This window comes from Ligilactobacillus sp. MP3 (assembly GCF_024436335.1).
In the GTDB taxonomy this organism is placed as follows: Bacteria; Bacillota; Bacilli; order Lactobacillales; family Lactobacillaceae; genus Ligilactobacillus; species Ligilactobacillus salivarius.
The window spans coordinates 147,323-166,600 of record NZ_JANFQI010000002.1 but is presented as its reverse complement, the minus strand read 5'-3'; the positions used below and the strand labels follow the sequence as shown (position 1 = coordinate 166,600).

At 32.6% G+C, this 19,278-nt stretch carries 24 protein-coding genes; all 24 read right to left on the bottom strand.

The window, feature by feature from the left end:
- Position 1: 1 nt before the first annotated feature.
- Positions 2–1,201 carry a bifunctional phosphopantothenoylcysteine decarboxylase/phosphopantothenate--cysteine ligase CoaBC gene (gene coaBC, locus NOU10_RS02470; protein ID WP_255905902.1) on the bottom strand — a complete coding sequence of 400 codons (1,200 nt, stop codon included), beginning with the start codon at positions 1,199–1,201 and terminating at the stop codon, positions 2–4.
- Positions 1,202–1,345: 144 nt separating this feature from the next.
- Positions 1,346–1,543 carry a DNA-directed RNA polymerase subunit omega gene (rpoZ, locus tag NOU10_RS02465; protein WP_003699958.1) on the bottom strand — a complete coding sequence of 66 codons (198 nt, stop codon included), beginning with the start codon at positions 1,541–1,543 and terminating at the stop codon, positions 1,346–1,348.
- Position 1,544: 1 nt separating this feature from the next.
- Positions 1,545–2,162: a guanylate kinase gene (gene gmk / locus NOU10_RS02460; protein ID WP_003699957.1), complete on the bottom strand. Its 618-nt coding sequence runs from the start codon at positions 2,160–2,162 to the stop codon at positions 1,545–1,547.
- Between the two features lie 121 nt (positions 2,163–2,283).
- Positions 2,284–3,138, bottom strand: a complete 855-nt coding sequence (locus tag NOU10_RS02455) for a phosphotransferase (protein ID WP_255905901.1) — start codon at positions 3,136–3,138, stop codon at positions 2,284–2,286.
- A 155-nt stretch (positions 3,139–3,293) separates the two neighbouring features.
- A complete protein-coding gene (locus NOU10_RS02450) occupies positions 3,294–3,647 on the bottom strand; it encodes a Spx/MgsR family RNA polymerase-binding regulatory protein (protein ID WP_003701717.1) in 354 nt (117 codons plus the stop codon).
- Positions 3,648–3,671: 24 nt separating this feature from the next.
- Positions 3,672–4,874 (bottom strand): FtsW/RodA/SpoVE family cell cycle protein, encoded by a 1,203-nt coding sequence (locus tag NOU10_RS02445; protein WP_003699953.1) that lies wholly within the window; start codon positions 4,872–4,874, stop codon positions 3,672–3,674.
- Between the two features lie 71 nt (positions 4,875–4,945).
- Positions 4,946–5,167 (bottom strand): DUF2969 domain-containing protein, encoded by a 222-nt coding sequence (locus NOU10_RS02440; RefSeq protein ID WP_003699952.1) that lies wholly within the window; start codon positions 5,165–5,167, stop codon positions 4,946–4,948.
- A gap of 11 nt (positions 5,168–5,178) precedes the next feature.
- Positions 5,179–5,442, bottom strand: a complete 264-nt coding sequence (yidD, locus tag NOU10_RS02435) for a membrane protein insertion efficiency factor YidD (protein WP_034983417.1) — start codon at positions 5,440–5,442, stop codon at positions 5,179–5,181.
- On the bottom strand, positions 5,417–6,403 hold the full coding sequence (locus NOU10_RS02430; RefSeq protein WP_003701754.1) for a rod shape-determining protein: 987 nt from the start codon (positions 6,401–6,403) through the stop codon (positions 5,417–5,419). The genes yidD and NOU10_RS02430 overlap by 26 nt, the downstream gene beginning before the upstream one ends.
- Before the next feature lie 157 nt (positions 6,404–6,560).
- Entirely contained in the window at positions 6,561–7,886 is a 1,326-nt protein-coding gene (murA, locus tag NOU10_RS02425; protein WP_255905900.1) for a UDP-N-acetylglucosamine 1-carboxyvinyltransferase, read from the bottom strand.
- Between the two features lie 19 nt (positions 7,887–7,905).
- Complete coding sequence (locus NOU10_RS02420) at positions 7,906–8,121, bottom strand: DUF1146 family protein (RefSeq protein ID WP_223656965.1); 216 nt, start codon at positions 8,119–8,121, stop codon at positions 7,906–7,908.
- A 151-nt stretch (positions 8,122–8,272) separates the two neighbouring features.
- Entirely contained in the window at positions 8,273–8,692 is a 420-nt protein-coding gene (locus tag NOU10_RS02415; protein WP_003699947.1) for a F0F1 ATP synthase subunit epsilon, read from the bottom strand.
- Positions 8,693–8,706: 14 nt separating this feature from the next.
- Complete coding sequence (atpD, locus tag NOU10_RS02410) at positions 8,707–10,113, bottom strand: F0F1 ATP synthase subunit beta (RefSeq protein ID WP_003699945.1); 1,407 nt, start codon at positions 10,111–10,113, stop codon at positions 8,707–8,709.
- 24 nt (positions 10,114–10,137) lie between these two features.
- Complete coding sequence (locus NOU10_RS02405) at positions 10,138–11,067, bottom strand: F0F1 ATP synthase subunit gamma (protein WP_003699944.1); 930 nt, start codon at positions 11,065–11,067, stop codon at positions 10,138–10,140.
- 19 nt (positions 11,068–11,086) lie between these two features.
- Entirely contained in the window at positions 11,087–12,598 is a 1,512-nt protein-coding gene (gene atpA, locus NOU10_RS02400; protein WP_255905899.1) for a F0F1 ATP synthase subunit alpha, read from the bottom strand.
- A 20-nt stretch (positions 12,599–12,618) separates the two neighbouring features.
- Positions 12,619–13,161, bottom strand: coding sequence for an ATP synthase F1 subunit delta (atpH, locus tag NOU10_RS02395; RefSeq protein ID WP_003705975.1), 543 nt, complete (start codon positions 13,159–13,161; stop codon positions 12,619–12,621).
- Positions 13,148–13,675, bottom strand: coding sequence for a F0F1 ATP synthase subunit B (gene atpF / locus NOU10_RS02390; RefSeq protein WP_003699938.1), 528 nt, complete (start codon positions 13,673–13,675; stop codon positions 13,148–13,150). The genes atpH and atpF overlap by 14 nt, the downstream gene beginning before the upstream one ends.
- Before the next feature lie 52 nt (positions 13,676–13,727).
- Complete coding sequence (atpE, locus tag NOU10_RS02385) at positions 13,728–13,952, bottom strand: F0F1 ATP synthase subunit C (protein ID WP_049165030.1); 225 nt, start codon at positions 13,950–13,952, stop codon at positions 13,728–13,730.
- Between the two features lie 18 nt (positions 13,953–13,970).
- A complete protein-coding gene (atpB, locus tag NOU10_RS02380) occupies positions 13,971–14,684 on the bottom strand; it encodes a F0F1 ATP synthase subunit A (protein ID WP_003705974.1) in 714 nt (237 codons plus the stop codon).
- A gap of 230 nt (positions 14,685–14,914) precedes the next feature.
- Positions 14,915–15,544 (bottom strand): uracil phosphoribosyltransferase, encoded by a 630-nt coding sequence (upp, locus tag NOU10_RS02375; RefSeq protein WP_003699935.1) that lies wholly within the window; start codon positions 15,542–15,544, stop codon positions 14,915–14,917.
- A gap of 93 nt (positions 15,545–15,637) precedes the next feature.
- Complete coding sequence (locus NOU10_RS02370; RefSeq protein ID WP_034983413.1) at positions 15,638–16,648, bottom strand: L-threonylcarbamoyladenylate synthase; 1,011 nt, start codon at positions 16,646–16,648, stop codon at positions 15,638–15,640.
- Between the two features lie 17 nt (positions 16,649–16,665).
- Complete coding sequence (gene prmC, locus NOU10_RS02365) at positions 16,666–17,505, bottom strand: peptide chain release factor N(5)-glutamine methyltransferase (RefSeq protein WP_255905898.1); 840 nt, start codon at positions 17,503–17,505, stop codon at positions 16,666–16,668.
- Complete coding sequence (gene prfA / locus NOU10_RS02360; RefSeq protein ID WP_003699930.1) at positions 17,498–18,580, bottom strand: peptide chain release factor 1; 1,083 nt, start codon at positions 18,578–18,580, stop codon at positions 17,498–17,500. Before prfA ends, prmC begins: the two co-directional genes overlap by 8 nt.
- Positions 18,573–19,178, bottom strand: a complete 606-nt coding sequence (locus NOU10_RS02355; RefSeq protein WP_003699928.1) for a thymidine kinase — start codon at positions 19,176–19,178, stop codon at positions 18,573–18,575. The genes prfA and NOU10_RS02355 overlap by 8 nt, the downstream gene beginning before the upstream one ends.
- Between the last annotated feature and the right edge of the window lie 100 nt (positions 19,179–19,278).

Here is a 19,278-nt window from a genome sequence, read left to right as displayed (position 1 = left end):
ATCACTCCTTAGACATAAGTTTTTCAACAATTACATCCAAAATTTTATGACTTAATTCTTTTTTATTAGTCTTAAGTAACTTAATAGGACTATTTTTCAAAGTAAATAGTGTTACTTCATTATCATCATTTCCAAATCCTATATCTTTTCTAGATACGTCATTTCCAACAATCATGTCCGCATGTTTGGAAAGTAACTTATTTTGAGCATTTTCATATAAATTATTCGTCTCAGCAGCAAATCCTACTAATATTTGTTTTTCCTTAACTGAGCCCAGTTCTTTTAAAATATCAGGATTTTGTACCAATTCTAATGTTAACTTTTCTCCAGTTTTTTTAATCTTGTTATTTGCTACTTTAGCAACATGATAGTCAGAAACAGCTGCTGCCATTATTGCAATATCAGCAGTTTTAAATTCTTCATTCATTTTTCTTTCTAATTCTTTAGTTGTTTTAATTCTGTTGATTTTTACACCTGGAGTTGCCAATAAATTAGTAGGACCACTTACTAATGTAACGCTTGCTCCACGTTCGAATGCTGCTTCCGCTAAAGCGTAGCCCATTTTCCCACTCGAATAGTTAGATATATACCTGACAGGATCAATTGGTTCGATTGTACTTCCAGCAGAAATAACGACTTTTTTACCAACTAAATCTTTCTTTGAATTTATTTTACTAATAATCCACTCAATGATCTCTTCTTCTTTAGGCAATCTTCCCTTACCAGTATATCCTTCAGCTAACATACCTGTATCTGGAGACATTATTTTTACACCATCATTTATCAAAGTTTGCATATTTCTTTTGGTAGCATTGTTCAATAACATTTTCTCATTCATCGCTGGAACAACAAATTTCGGCATATCTATTGCTAACAGTGTCGTAGTAATAAAATCATCAGCTATACCATTAGCCATTTTTGCTATTATGTTTGCTGTAGCTGGTATAATCAAAGCAAAATCAGCCCAATCAGCTAATTCAATATGTGGTATTGGGTTATCATCCGTTATCTCAAATAAATCAGTATAGACTTTTTCATGTGTTAAAGCTTGGAATGTATATGGAGTTATAAATTTTTGAGAAGCTTCACTCATAGCTACTTTTACTTTAAATCCTTTTTTAATTAAGCCTCTAACAACATTTGCTGCTTTATAAACAGCAATTCCACCTGTTAAAAATACAGCAATATTTTTTCTCTCCATAAAGACTTCATCCCTTCAAATTTCTATCAATATCATAGAATAAATCTCATATACTATATTATACCAAGTGACATACAATTTCATTATAAAAAAGCCGTGGAGAACAATCTCTACGGCTTTAATATAGCTACTAATTATATATAATTAGTCTTCCTTAATTTTAACTTTACCAGCTGCTATTTCTTCTAATGCATGTCCAATATTTTTTGGTGATTCATAGTTGGATAATAATTCTGGGGAACCAGCATCTAAATCGTGTGCACGCTTAGCAGCTAACATAATTAAAGAATATCTAGAATCAACTTGTTCTAATAAATCATCTACTGATGGGTATAAAATCATTTTAATTCAACTCTCCTAACTGTTTTCGATAGTCTGGCAAGAAACGCTTTACTCTCCAGCGCTCTGCTCTAATTATTGTTTTAATTTTTTCGGCTGCCTTCTCAACTTCGTCATTTACAACAGCATAATCATAATTTTGCATCATTTCTATCTCATCTACTGCTTTTTTCATACGTTTATTAATAGTATCAATATCATCAGTACCTCGATTAATAATGCGCTGTCTCAACTCCATCAAATCTGGTGGTGTAAGGAAAATAAATAAGCCATCAGGAGCCTTTTCTCTAACTTGCATAGCACCTTTAACTTCAATCTCTAAAAATACATCCTTACCACTATCAAGCATCTCATTAACATACTTCAATGGAGTACCATAATAATTATCTACGTATTGTGCATACTCTAGCATTTGTCCAGCAGCAATTTCTTGTTCAAATTCTTCCTTTGATACAAAATAGTAATCTTTACCGTTTACTTCTCCAGGACGCATTTCTCTTGTTGTCATAGAAACAGAATAATGAAACTTATTACCTGGTTGTGAAAATATCTCTTTTCTGACAGTTCCTTTTCCAACACCTGAAGGGCCAGAAAGAACAATCAACATACCTCTTTTAGCCATGAATTAAAAAACTCCTATTTAATATGTACTAAAATTAATAATGCACTATCTTCATTATAAATGCAAGTAAACTTATCAAATTTTTATTAATATATAAATTACCAGTCATAAAGTAGCCGTATTACAATTCTAAAAAGCTCTTATCTTCCTTAATAGCTACTAACATATCATCAGCCATTCTCCCAAATTTTTTCTCAGGATGTGATAGATGAAAATTCAATATCTCTAATGCTGTTTTAAATAATAATACACTTTGAAGAGTTTCACTAGGAATTTCAAATGGTCTATTTTCTCTATAGCCCTTCAAGAAAGCATTTCTTAAATTCAAATCTTTTACTTCATTAAAAAAGAACTTCACAAAATCTTGATATGCTACTCCAATACGAGAACGTTCGAAATCAATTAATATCACTTGATCTTGATATTTTTTTATATTTCTAATACTAAAGTCACCATGCAACACTACTCTTGGTAATAATTCATACTCCAATTGTGCTTTTTCAAGACGTTCTTTAATAATTTTATTTACATCATTAATATTATCTATATATTCTGTGTTTTGCAGCGTTTTTACTAAAGTATCTATTTGTTCACCTAATGAACTTTTATCTTCATAAACAGATACATTTCCTGTTAATTTATTATGGAAATCTGCTAATAAATTACCATATAAATAGGCTTGTTCTTTAGAGATTTTTTTCTTATCCGTGTCCTCTAATTGTCTATCCTTAAGAACTACTACATAATTATCTTCAAAAATCACACTATCTAGATAAATCTCAGGATAATATACTTGATTTACATGTTGTTCAGCGTAAAACATATCTTTATTACTAAAAATCTTAACAAATAAGTCTTTTTTATATAATTCACTATATCCAGATAAATGGACATTACCAGCAATATCATGAATATTTTTTAATTTTGCCTTATAATAATCATTTAAAAATTCTATCAAAAAATCTATTCCATCCATCGTGCCTACCTCCCCATAATTTCCTTCTGTCATTATTGTATTAAAAATTAGATTGCACCACAAGTAAATTATCATATTAATCTAATAAAAAAATTCGAACCATAATTATTAGATTAATAAATTATAGTTCGAATTTTCAATTTTAGAATTACTTTTTATAAAAATTCTTTGTACTTTTCTTCTTTAAAGCCGCAAAGCACACTACCATCGTCTTTTATTACTAAAGGTCTTTTGATTAACATTCCATTGTCAGCTAACAATTTTGCTTTTTCTTCAATTGATAACTCCTTCAATTTATCTTTTAGATTCATTGTTCTATATAAGTTACCACTAGTATTAAAGAAATATGTTGCCTTTTTTTCTGTATCTTGTAACCATAATTTGAATAAATCTTCCTGAGGTCTTTCTTCAGTAATCTCATAATATTTATAATCAATACTATGATTATCTAGCCATTTAATTGCTTTTTTACATGTACTACATTTTTTATAACAATAAACCTTTAACATAATTTATTCTCACCTCAGTATGTATTAACGAAATTCCTTACTGCTGCTAAACATATAGCTCTTATTATGGTATCTCATGGACATTATTAATCCTATACCTATCATGTTTGCAATTAAAGCAGATCCACCTTGGCTTATAAATGGTAGAGGAATACCTGTTAATGGTAATAATCCAATACTCATACCAATATTTTCAAAAACGTGGAATAAGATCATCATAATAACACCTGTAGAAATATACGCATAAAATTCATTTCTAGTATCAAAGGTAACCTGAATCATTTGGAAAATAAGTAATAGATATATAAAAATCAAAATGCATCCACCAATGAATCCAAAATTTTCACCTATAACAGAAAATATCATATCCGATTCTCTAACAGGAACATATACATTAGAATGATTAAATCCAGTACCAAATAACTGTCCTGATCCAATAGCTTTCATACTTTGCCATAATTGATAACTATTACCCGTAGTGGATGCAGATGGGTTTAACCAAGCTTCAATTCTAGCAAATTGATAAGCTTTAAAACCTATTGCCATTAATAAATTTCTCCCATAAACAGCTAATAAAATACCAGCGGTTCCTAAGAAAGCAGCACCTCCAAAAAGAGGTGCTAGTATCTTCCAAGAAACACCTGAAACTAAAATCACACCACTAAGAATAGCAAAGAAAACTAACATTGTACCGAAGTCATTTTGTAATTTCAACAATACAGCAACCGGTAATGTCCATAGAGCCAACTTTCCTATCAAATTCCAATCTGTTTTAATAGTATGCTCATAAAACTCTGCATTATGCTGTGCAACCACCCTACCTAACATTAAAATATAGGCAGGTTTCATCACTTCAGACGGTTGAAAAGTCAAAGGTCCAAAAGCTAACCAACTCTTAGCCCCAGTCTTTAAAGCATACGCTCTACTATAAAAAATCAAAACCAAAACTAACAAAGTAATACCTAAACCATACGCAATAGGAGCTACTTTCCACAATTGTTCAGCATCAAACTGCATAATAAATATAATTGCACCTATCCCTATTGCATACCACATAGCTTGAGAAATAAGTGTTCTTGGTACACTCATTGTACTAGTGTCATGACTTGCAGCAACATAAATTGAAAGCATTCCTATTATTGCAAGAACCATAACAGATAGAATGATTCCCCAATCTATTCGTGCGTCTTCTTCTTCACGACGTTCTCGCGACTGTCTATCCTGCACTACTATCCTTCTCCTTTGTCTAACAAATTAGTTATATTGGTACACTATTAACTTTTACTGTTCGTAGCTTATTATCTATGTAAATGATATTCTCTTAATAAAATTTCCATTGCTTCAGCTTGTGAACTGACTCTAAAAGTTTCACCATTTTTCAATTCTGCAATATATCTTTTCCCATCTTGCAAAATTCTACCGATCACTTCTTGATCCTTAGTAGTTAGTTCTGTAATTGTATTATTATCAACAATTTTTTCGACTTCAAGTATTTCAATATTCTTTTCTCGTTTCGACACAAAAAATCCTCCTACTTATCATCATTTCTAAAAATTGTAAACTTCTCCGGAACAACATCTACTCCACCCTCTACAAATGGATTACATCTCAAAATCCTAAAAATCCCCATTATAATTCCTTTAACAACACCATGCTTTTTTATTGCATCTATTGCGTAGTTAGAACAAGTTGGATAATATCTACACGTTGGTGGAAACATAGGAGAAATATACTTTTGATAACATCTTATTAAGAATATTATTCCCTTATTAATTTGATTTTTCAATATGGTCAAGTAATTTTCCTGTTCCTAAAGCAACATCATCCAATGGAGTTTCTGAAATCATAACTGGTACCTTCAAATGCTCTGAGAACAACATGTCTATTCCATCTAACAACGCACCACCACCAGTAATAACAATTCCTCTATCAATGATATCTGAAGCTAATTCTGGAGGAGTCGTACTTAATAGATCCTTAGCAGCAGAAATCATAGCTTGCATCGTATCATGCATTGCTTCTTCCGTTTCATCAGAAGTCATCGTAATAGTCTTAGGTAATCCATCAACTACATTTCTACCACGTACACTAAATGTTTCATCTCTGTGTCCTTTTAGTACAGAACCTATTTCCATTTTTACTTTTTCAGCAGTTCTTTCACCTATAATTAAGTTATGTTTATTTCTTACGTAATTTGCGATATCACTATTTAATTTATCTCCAGCTGCACGTAATGAACGACTTACAACAATATCTCCTAGTGATAGTACTGCTATATCACTAGTCCCACCACCGATATCAATTACCATATTTCCATGTGGTTGGAAAACATCTAAACCTGCACCAATTGCTGCAACTTTAGGTTCTTCTTCCAAGTATACCTTACTACCACCACCAGATTTTTCTGCTGCTTGTCTAATTGCTTTTCTTTCAATATCTGTAGTGTTAGTAGGACAACAAATTAAAATGTTAGGACGAGACATGAAACCTTTAACGTTTAATTTTTTTATAAAGTAGGACAACATTTGCTCAGTCATATCAAAATCAGCAATTACTCCATCTTTTAAAGGACGAATTGCACGAATATTACTAGGTGTTCTACCAACCATTTGATATGCTTCAGATCCAACAGAAAGAACCCTGCCACTCTTAGTATCTATAGCAACAACTGATGGCTCATTAAGGACAATACCTCTACCTTTAACATTTATTAAAACATTAGCAGTACCCAAGTCGATACCTATATCCTTCACCATAAGAGAAATCTCCTTTTACTAAATTTTATTTATCAAATTAATAATATATCTAGCTTATTATACCATAGACAAGATTAAATTTTAATTTTAATTCCTATTTAAAAACACTAAAATACCGTTAAACCATCTTATTTGATTTAACGGATTAAGAACTTAGTTATTGTAAGTTATTGACGTTTTTTAATTTTTCCTTTTTTATTTCAAATGATCTATCAGTAATATCATCAATTCTCTTAATATCAGCACCTAAAGAAGCTAATTTTTGATGGAAATGATAATATCCTCTATCAAGATACTTTAGATTAGTAACTTGAGTAATATTTTTCGCAACTAATCCTGCCAAAACTAACGCAGCTGCAGCTCTTAAATCAGTAGCAGCTACCTCGGCACCATTGAAATCAGTTGGCCCATGAAGAACCACCGAATTTCCTTCTACTTTAAAATCAGCATTCATTCTTCTTAATTCTTCTAAATGCATGAATCTATTTTCAAACACAGTTTCAGTTAAAATACTTGTTCCCTCAGCAGCTAGTTGCAAAATTGAAATTTGTGGTTGCATATCCGTAGGAAAACCCGGATGAGGTAAAGTTTTAACTGTAGTTGGTTTTAATTTTTCAGGTCCTATTATTCGAATGCCTTCATTTTCTTCGATAACTTTTACACCCATTTCCTCTAGTTTAGAAATCAATGGGATATTATGTTCTGCAATTGCTTCTTTAATTAAAACATTTCCTTGGGTTAAAGCACTAGCAACCATAAATGTTCCAGCTTCTATTCTATCTTGAATAATAGCATGTTCAGTTCCGTGTAAACTTTCTACACCTATAATTTTGATTTTTTCAGTACCCGCTCCGTAAACTTTAGCTCCCATCTTATTTAAAACATTAGCTAAATCTACAATTTCTGGCTCTCTTGCAACATTTTCAATAATAGTTGTGCCCTTAGCTAGAGTAGCAGCCATCATAATATTTTGAGTAGCACCAACACTTGGAAAATCTAAATAAATATTTGCTCCCACCAATCTTCCATCGGTATGTGCATCTATGTAACCATTATGTTGCTCAATTTTAGCTCCTAACAATTCTAATCCTTTTAAATGTAAGTCTATTGGACGAGAACCTATAGCACATCCTCCAGGCATTGCTACTCTAGCTTTGCCTAATCGTGCTAATAATGGTCCTAACACAACAATCGATGCTCTCATTTTAGAAACATACTTGAATGGTGCATCATATGATAATTTACCAGTTGCGTCTATTTCAACTGATTTTTCATTTTCATCAAAGCCAACCTTAACGTTTAAAAATCTGATTACATTATTCATAGTATATACATCAGATAGAATTGGAACATTAGTTAGAATCGTTCTTCCTTCGCTGGGCAAGATTGCTGCAGCTAAGATAGGAAGAACTGCATTTTTAGCTCCTTCAATTTCTACTTCTCCTTCTAACTTATTTCCACCACGAACTACAATTTTTTCCATTACAATTCCTCACTCTGCATTACTTAATTAAAAATAGCAAATTGCGAATACTATCGATAAAACTTAAGAAGAATTCACTTGCTAAATACCCGATAGCTACAGAAAAAAGTACAAGTGCTAATCGGAATTTTCCTTGTTTTTCCTTACTAAAAAAATAATCTAGTCTTAATCCCTGAAAACTTATAAAAACGAGTGTTATGAAGAAAAAATGACTAATAATTGTAACTACTGCCATTAATCCTAAATACATATTAATATTATTCCTTTCTAAACTAATCGAACTCATAATAGCATAATTTATAAATTAAGTCATGATTTTTATAAAATTTTAAATTTTTCTACATAAAAAAAGACAGTATCCAAAAAATACTGTCTTTCTATTATGCTTAGTGTTTTGAAATGTTCAATCGATTTATAGCTCTACGTAGGGAAACTTCAGCTCTACGTAAATCAATGTCATTATTTTCGTTCTTAGCTTCTTCAATACGCTTTTCAGCACGTTGCTTAGCACGTTCCGCACGAGAAACATCAATAGTTTCTTTTCTTTCGGCAGCTGAAGCAACAACAGATAAAGTATTGTCTGAAAATTCCACAAATCCGCCACTAACAGCAATTTCATCAAAATTTTCATCATCAACTTTTACTCGAACTTCATCAATAGCTAAAGAAGCCAGCAATGGTAAGTGATTAGGCATTATACCTATTTCACCTACAGTAGTTTTACAAATAACTAAATCCGTAGTATTTTCATAAACACTTCCATCAGGAGTAACGACATTTATCGTCAATATAGATTTTTCATCCATCAGACGTTACCTCCTTAATTATTGCCAGCAAGTTTCTTAGCTTTTTCAACTACATCTTCGATTCCACCAACTAATCTGAAGGCTTCTTCAGGGAGATTATCATACTTACCTTCTAAAATTTCTTTAAATCCTTTTACTGTTTCTTCAACAGGAACATAAGAACCAGGGTTACCTGTAAATTGTTCAGCAACATGGAAATTTTGTGATAAGAAGAATTGTATACGACGTGCACGTGCAACAATAATCTTTTCTTCATCAGATAATTCATCCATACCTAAAATAGAAATGATATCTTGTAATTCACGATAACGTTGTAATACATGTTGCACTTCTGTAGCAACCTCATAATGTTCTTCACCAACAATTTCAGGTGTTAAAGCACTTGAAGTAGATGCCAATGGATCCACAGCCGGATAAATACCTTGTTGTGTTAAAGAACGTTCCAAGTTAGTTGTAGCATCCAAGTGAGCAAATGTTGTTGCAGGTGCAGGGTCAGTATAGTCATCAGCTGGAACATAAACAGCTTGAATAGAAGTTACAGAACCTTTCTTAGTAGAAGTAATACGTTCTTGTAATTGACCCATTTCAGTTGCAAGTGTTGGTTGATAACCAACGGCAGAAGGTATACGTCCCAACAAAGCTGAAACTTCAGAACCAGCTTGTGTGAAGCGGAAAATGTTATCAATAAATAATAACACATCTTGACCTTCAACATCACGGAAATATTCAGCTAATGTTAACCCTGTAAGAGCCACACGCATACGAGCTCCAGGTGGCTCATTCATTTGTCCGAATACCATGGCTGTTTTTTCCAAAACGCCAGATTCTTTCATTTCAAAGTATAAATCGTTACCTTCACGAGTACGTTCACCAACACCAGTAAATACTGAAATACCGTTATGTTCTTGAGCAATATTATGAATTAACTCTTGAATCAAAACAGTCTTACCAACACCGGCACCACCGAACAAACCAATTTTACCACCTTTAATATAAGGTGCTAAAAGGTCAATAACTTTTATACCTGTTTCAAGGATTTCAATCCCTGTACTCAATTGATCATATTTAGGAGCATCACGATGAATAGGATTACGTGGATGATCCTCATCAAATTCAGGCCCATTATCAATGGTATTTCCTAAAACGTTAAATACACGTCCAAGTGTATCTTTACCAACAGGAACACTAATAGATGCCCCTGTACCTTCAACTTCAGCTCCACGCTTTAAACCATCAGTGGAGTCCATAGCAACAGTACGCATAATACCGTCACCAAGCTCAAGTGCAACTTCGATAACTAATTCTGTACCGTCTTCACGTTTCACTTTCAAAGCATCGTCAATATCTGGTAATGATTCACTTAGAGGAAATTGAACATCAACAACGGGTCCGATAACTTGAACTACTTTACCAGAACTCATTAGTTTATTCCTCCCAATTTTTTACTATTCTAAGGCAGCCTGAGCACCTGTAATTTCTGTGATTTCAGTAGTAATAGCACTTTGACGAGCACGATTATACTGCAATTCTAATGAAGAAATAATATCCTTAGCATTATCAGATGCAGATTTCATTGCAGTAGAACTTGATGCATGTTCAGATGTTTTAGCATCAAGAATTGCACCATATACCAAAGATTCAGCATACTGTGGCAAAACTACTTCTAATATTGCATCTTCAGAAGGCTCAGTTTCGTATTCAATACTGTAGCCTTCATCGTTACTTGTTAAGTCATCATGTCCCATGTTTTCAGCTGAAACTGGCAACATTTTTTCAGCTCTAAATTCTGATGTTAATGTATTTACAAAATGACTGTAACAAACGAATAATTCATCATATACTTCTTTATCATACATACTTACAATTGCCTCTACTAAAGGTCTAGCATCTTTGTAAGTAGGAATATCACTTATTCCTCGGTACTCATAAGCAACGTTATAACCTCTCTTCTTAAAGAAATCTGCTCCAGTACCTCCAATAGCTATAATAGCTACATCTTCAGTACTATGATGATTATTTTCTATAAGTTCGAGAGTTTCTTTAATAACATTACTATTGTAACTTCCAACTAAACCACGGTCAGAAGTAATGACAACAATCCCTGTAGTTTTTACTGGACGCTGCCTTAACATTCCTAGAGTGTTTACCTTTCCATCACTATTTTTACTAGTAGTATTTACTGAATCTAGTAAATGTGATTTAGAAAGATGTGTTATAACACTGCGAATTTTGGTGGCATAAACTTGATAACTAGTCGCATGCTTTTGAATTTGACTAAGCTTAGCAGTTGAAACCATCTGCATCGCACTGGTAATTTGACTAGTTTTTTTAGTCGATTCAATTCGACGTTTAACTTCTTGTAGAGAAGCTGGCATTAGTTTTCACCAACCTTTCTTATTTTTCGCTAGCTTGGAATGTAGCTGCATATTCTTTGATTGCAGCATCTAATTTTTCAGTTTCAGGTAGTTTACCTGTATTTGCTATTTCGTCAAGTAAATCTTTATGATTTGCATCAAAATAATCAAATAACCCATCTTGATATGGTAAAATATCATCAACTTTAACTGGATCTAAGAATCCGTGTGTTAATGCGTATAATATCAATACTTGTTTTTCAACAGGAAGTGGTTTATGAAGTGGTTGTTTTAGTACTTCAACTGTACGACGTCCACGATTCAATTTTGCTTGTGTTGCTTCATCTAAATCAGAACCAAATTGAGCAAATGACTCTAATTCACTATAAGATGCCAAGTCTGTACGTAAAGTACCAGCAACTTTCTTCATAGCTTTAACTTGTGCGTTACCACCAACACGTGAAACAGATGTACCAGCATCAATAGCTGGACGAATACCTGAATAGAAACGATCACTGTCTAAGAAAATCTGACCATCTGTGATAGAAATAACATTAGTTGGAATATAAGCAGAAACGTCCCCTGCTTTTGTTTCAATAAACGGCAATGCCGTCATTGATCCTCCACCTAATTCGTCACTTAACTTAGCAGCACGCTCTAATAAACGTGAATGTAAGTAGAAAACATCACCAGGATAAGCTTCACGACCAGGTGGTCTTCTTAGAATCAAAGATAATTCACGGTAAGCATCAGCTTGCTTTGAAAGATCATCATATACTATCAAAACATGCTTACCATTGAACATAAATTCTTCACCCATAGCAGCACCAGCATAAGGAGCTAGGTACAATAATGGTGCTGGTGATGATGGACCAGCAGAAACAACAATTGTATAATCCATAGCACCAAATTTACGTAAAGTTTCTACAGACGTACGAACTGTTGAGTCCTTTTGACCAATAGCTACATAAATACAGATCATATCTTGATCTTTTTGATTTATGATTGTATCGATAGCAACTGATGTCTTACCAGTCTTTCTATCACCAATAACTAATTCACGTTGTCCACGACCAATTGGAACTAATGCATCAATAGCTTTCAAACCTGTTTGTAATGGTTCTGTAACTGATTGACGTTCCATAACACCTGGAGCTTTTCTTTCAACTGGACGTGTTTTACTTGTTTTAATTTCACCTAAACCATCAATAGGTTGTCCTAATGGGTTTACAACTCGACCAATTAGCTCTTCACCAACTGGAACTTCCATGATTCGACCTGTACGTTTAACAGTATCTCCTTCACGAATTCCCTTAAAAGAACCTAAAATAATGATACCTACATCATTAGATTCAAGGTTTTGAGCCATACCGTAAGTACCATCATCAAATTCAACCAATTCGCCAGCAAGCGCATTGTCTAAACCATTAGCACGAGCAATTCCGTCACCAACATAAGTAACAGTACCAACTTCATCAACAGTAAGCTCATCTTGATAATTTGCTAATTGTTGTTTAATCAGAGCACTGATTTCCTCAGCCTTAATGCTCATAAAAGTCTCACCTCTTTAAATCATTTTAATAATAGACGTTTAATGCGTGCAATTTTTGTTTTAATAGATCCATCATAGATATAGCTTTCAGATTTTAAAATAACTCCACCTATAATCCCAGGATCGACAATAGGGTCAATAATGACTTTTTTTGCACCAACAACATTAGCAAATGAAGATGCTAGTTTTTGTTTGCGTTCTTCATCTAATTCGATAGCAGTTATGACTGATGCACGCACTGTCTTTTCGAATTCGTCATTTAATCTGTCAAATTCATCAATAATGCCTTCTAAATTAGTAATTCTACCATAGTCATAGAGCATATCTAAAAGATTAGTCATTAATTTTGAAGAATCTTTCTTCAGAATTTCCATAATCTTCAATTTAGCTTCAGGACTAATTTGATTACTACTCATAAAGACTTTTAACTGTGGTTCATTCTGGAGTACCTTCTTATATTCTTGCAATTCAGAATGAAATTCATTTCTTATTTTCATTTCTTCAGCAAGCTCAAATAAGGCTTTTCCATAACGATGTACTATCGTTTCATTATCTAGTTTCATTTTGCTTTCCCAACCCTTCGATATATGAATCAACTAAGGCCTTTTGGTCATCAGCAGTTAGTTCTTTACGAATAATCTTCGAAGCAATTTCAATAGATAACTCTGCCACATCATTTTTTACACTATCTAATGCTTCTTGGCGTTCTTGTTGAATATCCTTCTTAGCATTAGCTTTCATTGTCTGAACTTCTTCATGTGCTGAACTTACAATATTAGCCTTTTGTTGTTCTCCATTTTTCTTTGCACGATCAATAATTTGAGAAGCTTCTGAACGAGAGTTTTTCAAAGCAAGATCTCGTTTTTCAACTAACTCTTCTGCTTTTTGACGCGCTTGTTCAGCAGAATCAATATCATTAGAGATTTTTGTTGCACGTTTTTCCATCATATCCGTGATAGGAGTCCATGCAAACTTTTTAACTAGAGCAAGCAAAATCAAGAACGTTACAATGTAGAAAATAAAATCTCCCCATGCAACACCTTGTTCAGTAGCACTTAGTAAAAATGTTGTGTTCATTACTATTGACACCTCCTCAATCCAATATTTGTTAAATTAATTAAATTGAGAATTATCCTTTTGCAACAAGCAAGAAAGAAACAACAATAGCTAAGATAGGTGTAGCTTCAACCAAACCAATACCAATGAACATATTACTACGTAATTGATTTGAAAGTTCTGGTTGACGAGCCATACCTTCCAACATTTTAGAAATAACAAGACCGTTACCAATAGCACCACCAATAGCAGCACCTGCAGCAGCTAAACCTGCACCAATTAATGCTAAAGCACTCATAATTAAAATCCTCCTCGATTACTCTTTTTCAACTTTTTGAGAGATGTATACCATTGTCAATGTGACAAAGACATAGGCTTGGATACTTCCGATAAAGACAGAGAATCCCTGCCATATAATTTCCAATGGAATTGCAGGTATATATGTTAATACACCTTTAGAGTTTGCCATATTGTAAATTAATTTTAGCAAAACTTCACCGGCATAAATATTACCATATAAACGCAATGCCAATGTTATAAAATTAGTAAATTGTTCAAAAATACTAATAGGTAATAATGCTGGCATTGGACTAAGGAATGTATTTTTAAAATATCCCTTAAAACCAAATTTCTTTACTCCTAAATAATGGGATAACACTAGTATCATAAATGCTAGAGTTAACGTTGTTAATGGAGAAGATGTGGGACTTTTCACATATTCAACTCCATTAAACGTAAGCTCTATTATTAATCCCAACTGATTAGAGATAAAGATGAAAACAAATAAGGTAAAGGCTAACAAACCAAACTGCTTTCCTTCTTCATCTGGTAAAGCATTCTTTATAATACCATTTGTAAAATCTACAACCCATTCTAAAACATTTTGTCTACCAACAGGTTTCATTTGAATTTTACGAGATAACCAAAATAATACTAAGAATACTATTACCGCTGAAACTAATCCAGAAACAATATTACCAACATTAAAAGGAATTCCAAAAAACTCTACAATTTGAGTTCCTTCATTCACCAAGTCTCACCTCTTTTCAAATTTTGTCCAGTGAGCTTAAAACAACTGGTATGCATTCAAAGACGGGATAAATCTTCGAATACTAAAAAGATAATACCACCATTTTGATAAAATTACAAAAGTCAATTTGAGAAAAATAATACAAAAATGATGATTTATCGCATTTAAATTCAATAAATCATCATTTTAAAAGTAATTATTAATAATTAAAATACTAACAAACTAATTATTTACTTAGTACCAAATAATCTATCACCTGCGTCACCTAATCCAGGAACAATATATCCGTCTTCATTTAGATATTCATCTAATGAAGCTGAATAAATATCTACATCTGGATGTGCTTCGCGAAATGCTTTAACACCTTCTGGAGCAGCAACTAAGCAAACAAATTTTATAGATTTTGCACCACGCTTTTTGAGTGCATCAACAGCCATGATTGCTGAACCACCAGTTGCTAACATTGGATCAACAATTATCATTTCACGATTTTCTAAGTCATCTGGCATTTTCACAAAATATTCATGTGGTTGTAGTGTCTCTTCATCACGATACATGCCTATATGACCTACTTTAGCAGCTGGGATTAATTCCAAGATACCATCTACCATTCCAATACCAGCACGTAAAATTGGAACTACTACCACTTTTTTACCAGCTAGTCGTTTAGTAGTTGCTTTTGTAATTGGTGTTTCTACTTCTACATCTTCTAAAGGCATATCTCTAGAAACTTCATAAACCATTAATTCAGCTATTTCATTTACACATTGTCTAAATTCTCTTGTTCCACAATTTTTATCTCTAATAATTGATAATTTGTGTTGAATTAATGGATGATCTAATACTTGAAATTTTCCCATGTTTAACGCTCCCTTGATTTAATTAATATAATTTTCTCTACTAATTTTATATGATATCACATCTAATTTCTACCATATTAATAAATAATTACTCTATTTATTATAAAATTGATTACCGGCTGATTTTTTTAAACGATTCATATATGCTAAACCGACACCTTCTTCAGGAAACGCTTCGGCTAAAATATACTTAATCTGATTGTCATCATCAAAATATCTAAGCCCTGCAAAAAGATTCTTAGCTGCACTTTCTACATTTTTTCCCAATGAATAAGTTTTATTTTCTAAGGCTTTACTCAATACTTCATCATCAGCTAATATTCCTACTTGATTTTTATTTTCATTTGCCCACTGTAGTGCACTATTCCAATTATCTTTATTAACTATTAACACTTGTGCTGATGGAGCATAGTGCTTATATTTCATTCCCGGAGCTTTAGGTATTTCATTTTCTTTAACTTTATGTTTATCACTATATACTTCTTTACCTATGACTTTTTCAATTTCTTCTGCTGTTACTGCTCCTGGTCTTAAAATTGTTGGTATTTCTGTACTCATATCAATAATTGTTGACTCTACACCGACATCAGTAGGTCCATCATCTAAAATACCTGCAATTCTTCCCTCTAAATCATGATAAACGTGCTGAGCAGTCGTGGGACTTGGCTTTCCCGAAGAATTTGCTGAAGGGCCTACAATAGGATTACCTAATGCTGTTATCAAGTTTAATGTAGTTTCATTTTTAGGCATTCTAAACGCAGCAGTTTTCAAACCACCTGTTACTGTCTTAGATAAACTACCATCTTTTATTTTTAGTACAATTGTCAATGAACCCGGCCAGAATTTTTCTATTATCTTTTCTACCTCTTTACTTAACGATGGAACAAATCTTTTTACCATCTCTAGTGATGATACAGTCACAATCAAAGGATTATCTGATGGTCTTCCTTTAGCCAAATAAACCCTCTTTACTGCTTGCTCATTAGTAGCATCTGCTCCTAATCCATATACTGTTTCTGTTGGAAAAGCTACAAGTTCTCCTAGACGTAATTCTTTTGCAGCTTCATTAAACTCACTTGGTTTATAAATTTTTGTGATTAACAAAAAATCTCCTTCTTCCTCTAAATTTTTACACAGATCATTCTATCATTACCATTGATATCTTTCTTTAAAGTAATTTCCGAATTTGGAAAACTATCTTTAAAGATTTTTTTTACTGCCTTTCCCTGTAAAAATCCTATCTCCATATAGATTTTGCTACCTTGTTTAAGAAGTTTACCACTTTCATTTGCAATTCTTTCATATATTTCTAGTCCATTATTTTTTGCAAATAAAGCTTGATGAGGTTCATAATTCAAAACACTCTTGTCCATATAAATTTTTTCGTTTTCCGAAATATATGGTGGATTAGAAACAATGATATCTTTTTTTCCTTCAATTTTTTCAAATAAATCACTTGTAGAAAATGATACATCTAAATTTAAATTTTGAGCATTCTCTTTAGCTACTTTTAATGCAGGTTCAGAAATGTCAGATAAAAAAATATTCCAGTTACTTCGTATAGATTTTAGTGCTAATCCTATCGCTCCAGTTCCTGTACCAACATCTAAGACATCGTAGTTCTCATTTTTTGAATTATCATTTAAAATCCAATCCACAAGTTCTTCAGTTTCTGGGCGTGGTATTAATGTATCCTTCGTAACTTTTAGTCTCAAACCATAAAAATCCTGATAACCTATTAAATACTGTAGGGGATAATCTTGATTATACAATTCTATCTTTTCTTGTAGTTCTTGGTAATTTTTATCATCAATACGTATTCGGTAATTCATCAATAATTGTGTTTTATTCCAACCCATTTGACCACATATTAAGTAATCTACATCTTCTAATGTACCACCATTTCCCTTTATACAAGAAAAAGCCCATTTCTGGACTTCAAAAAATGTTGGATTATTCATTTTCCAACTTCTCCATTGCTTTAGTTTGCTCAAATAAAATTAAAGCATCAATAACATCCTCTAACTCACCATTCATGATGCGGTCTAATTTATTTAATGATAAACCTATACGATGATCTGTAACTCTATTTTGAGGATAGTTATAAGTTCTAATTCTTTCAGATCTATCCCCTGTACCAACTGCAGATTTACGATTTGCATCATATTCACTTTGTTCTTGTTGAGCGTAGTAGTCGTATACACGAGCCTTTAATATTTTCATTGCTTTTTCTCTGTTTTGTTGTTGAGAACGTTGATCTTGCATAGCAACAACTATACCTGTAGGTAAGTGAGTCATACGTACAGCAGAAGATGTTTTATTAATATGCTGTCCACCAGCACCAGATGAACGATAAACATCTACTCGGATATCTTTAGGATCTAGCTCAATTTCTACATCTTCTTCTTCAGGCATAACAACAACTGTCGCAGTTGATGTATGTACTCGTCCTGCAGATTCTGTTACTGGTATTCTTTGAACTCGGTGGGCACCACTCTCATATTTTAACTTAGACCATACACTATTACCGTTAATTATAAGTGCTATTTCCTTAAAGCCACCAACTTCTGTTACATTCTTATCAATAACTTCAATTGACCATCCTTGACGTTCAGCATACTTGCTATACATAGAAAATAAATCTGCAGCAAATAAACTAGCTTCGTCGCCACCAGCAGCACCTCTAATTTCCATAATAATATTCTTGTCATCATTAGGATCTTTAGGTAGTAATAAAATTTTAATTTCTTCCTCTAGCTTTACCTTCTCATCCTTAGCATTTGACAATTCTTCTTTCACTAAAGATGCCATTTCATCATCTAATCCATCACTTAGCATCTCTTCATCATCAGAAATTTGTTGTGTTACTTCTTTATATTTATTATATTTTTCAACAGTTTCTCTTAAGTCAGCCATTTCTTTAGATAACTTTGTAAAACGCTTTGTATCTGAAATTACATCGGGATCTGATAGAAGTTCACCTAATTCTTCATATCTATCTTCTAACATCTGCAATCTATCAAATAACTTATCCATTTATTTCTCCTTCATCTTTTTCTAAATTATTAATAGGTGGATTAAAATAATGTTTTCTACATACTGGATAATAAGATTCATTACCACCAATCATTATCTGTTCACCACTATATACCGGTTTAGAATCATGCATTCTTAAATTCATAATAGCCTTTTTATTACAAAACCAACAAATGGTCTTCATTTCTTCTATTTTGTCAGCATATAATAAAAGATATTTAGATCCTTCAAACAACTCATTCATAAAATCATTTTTTAACCCAAAAGTCATTACAGGAATATTCAGTTCATCTACAATCTGAGTTAATTCCAATACATGATGTTTTTCTAAAAATTGTGCCTCATCAACTAAAATACAGGCAGGCTCTAAAGAAGATTGTTCTACTAGATCTTTAATATTAGTTTCACTAACAACTGGAATAGCTTTTCTTTTCAAACCTATACGACTAGAAACATAACCATAACCATCGCGATTATCCAAACCACTTGTCATGATAATAACATTTTTCCCTTGTTCTTCATAATTATGTGCAACTTTAAGGATTTCGATTGTCTTACCACTATTCATCGCTCCATAGCGAAAAAAAAGTTGAGCCACAAAAAATCACTCCATTGAATAAAATTTCCTAGTCTAGTATAGATTATTTCATAGACTAAAAACAAGCCTATATCATGCTTTTTTATAATTAATAATTATG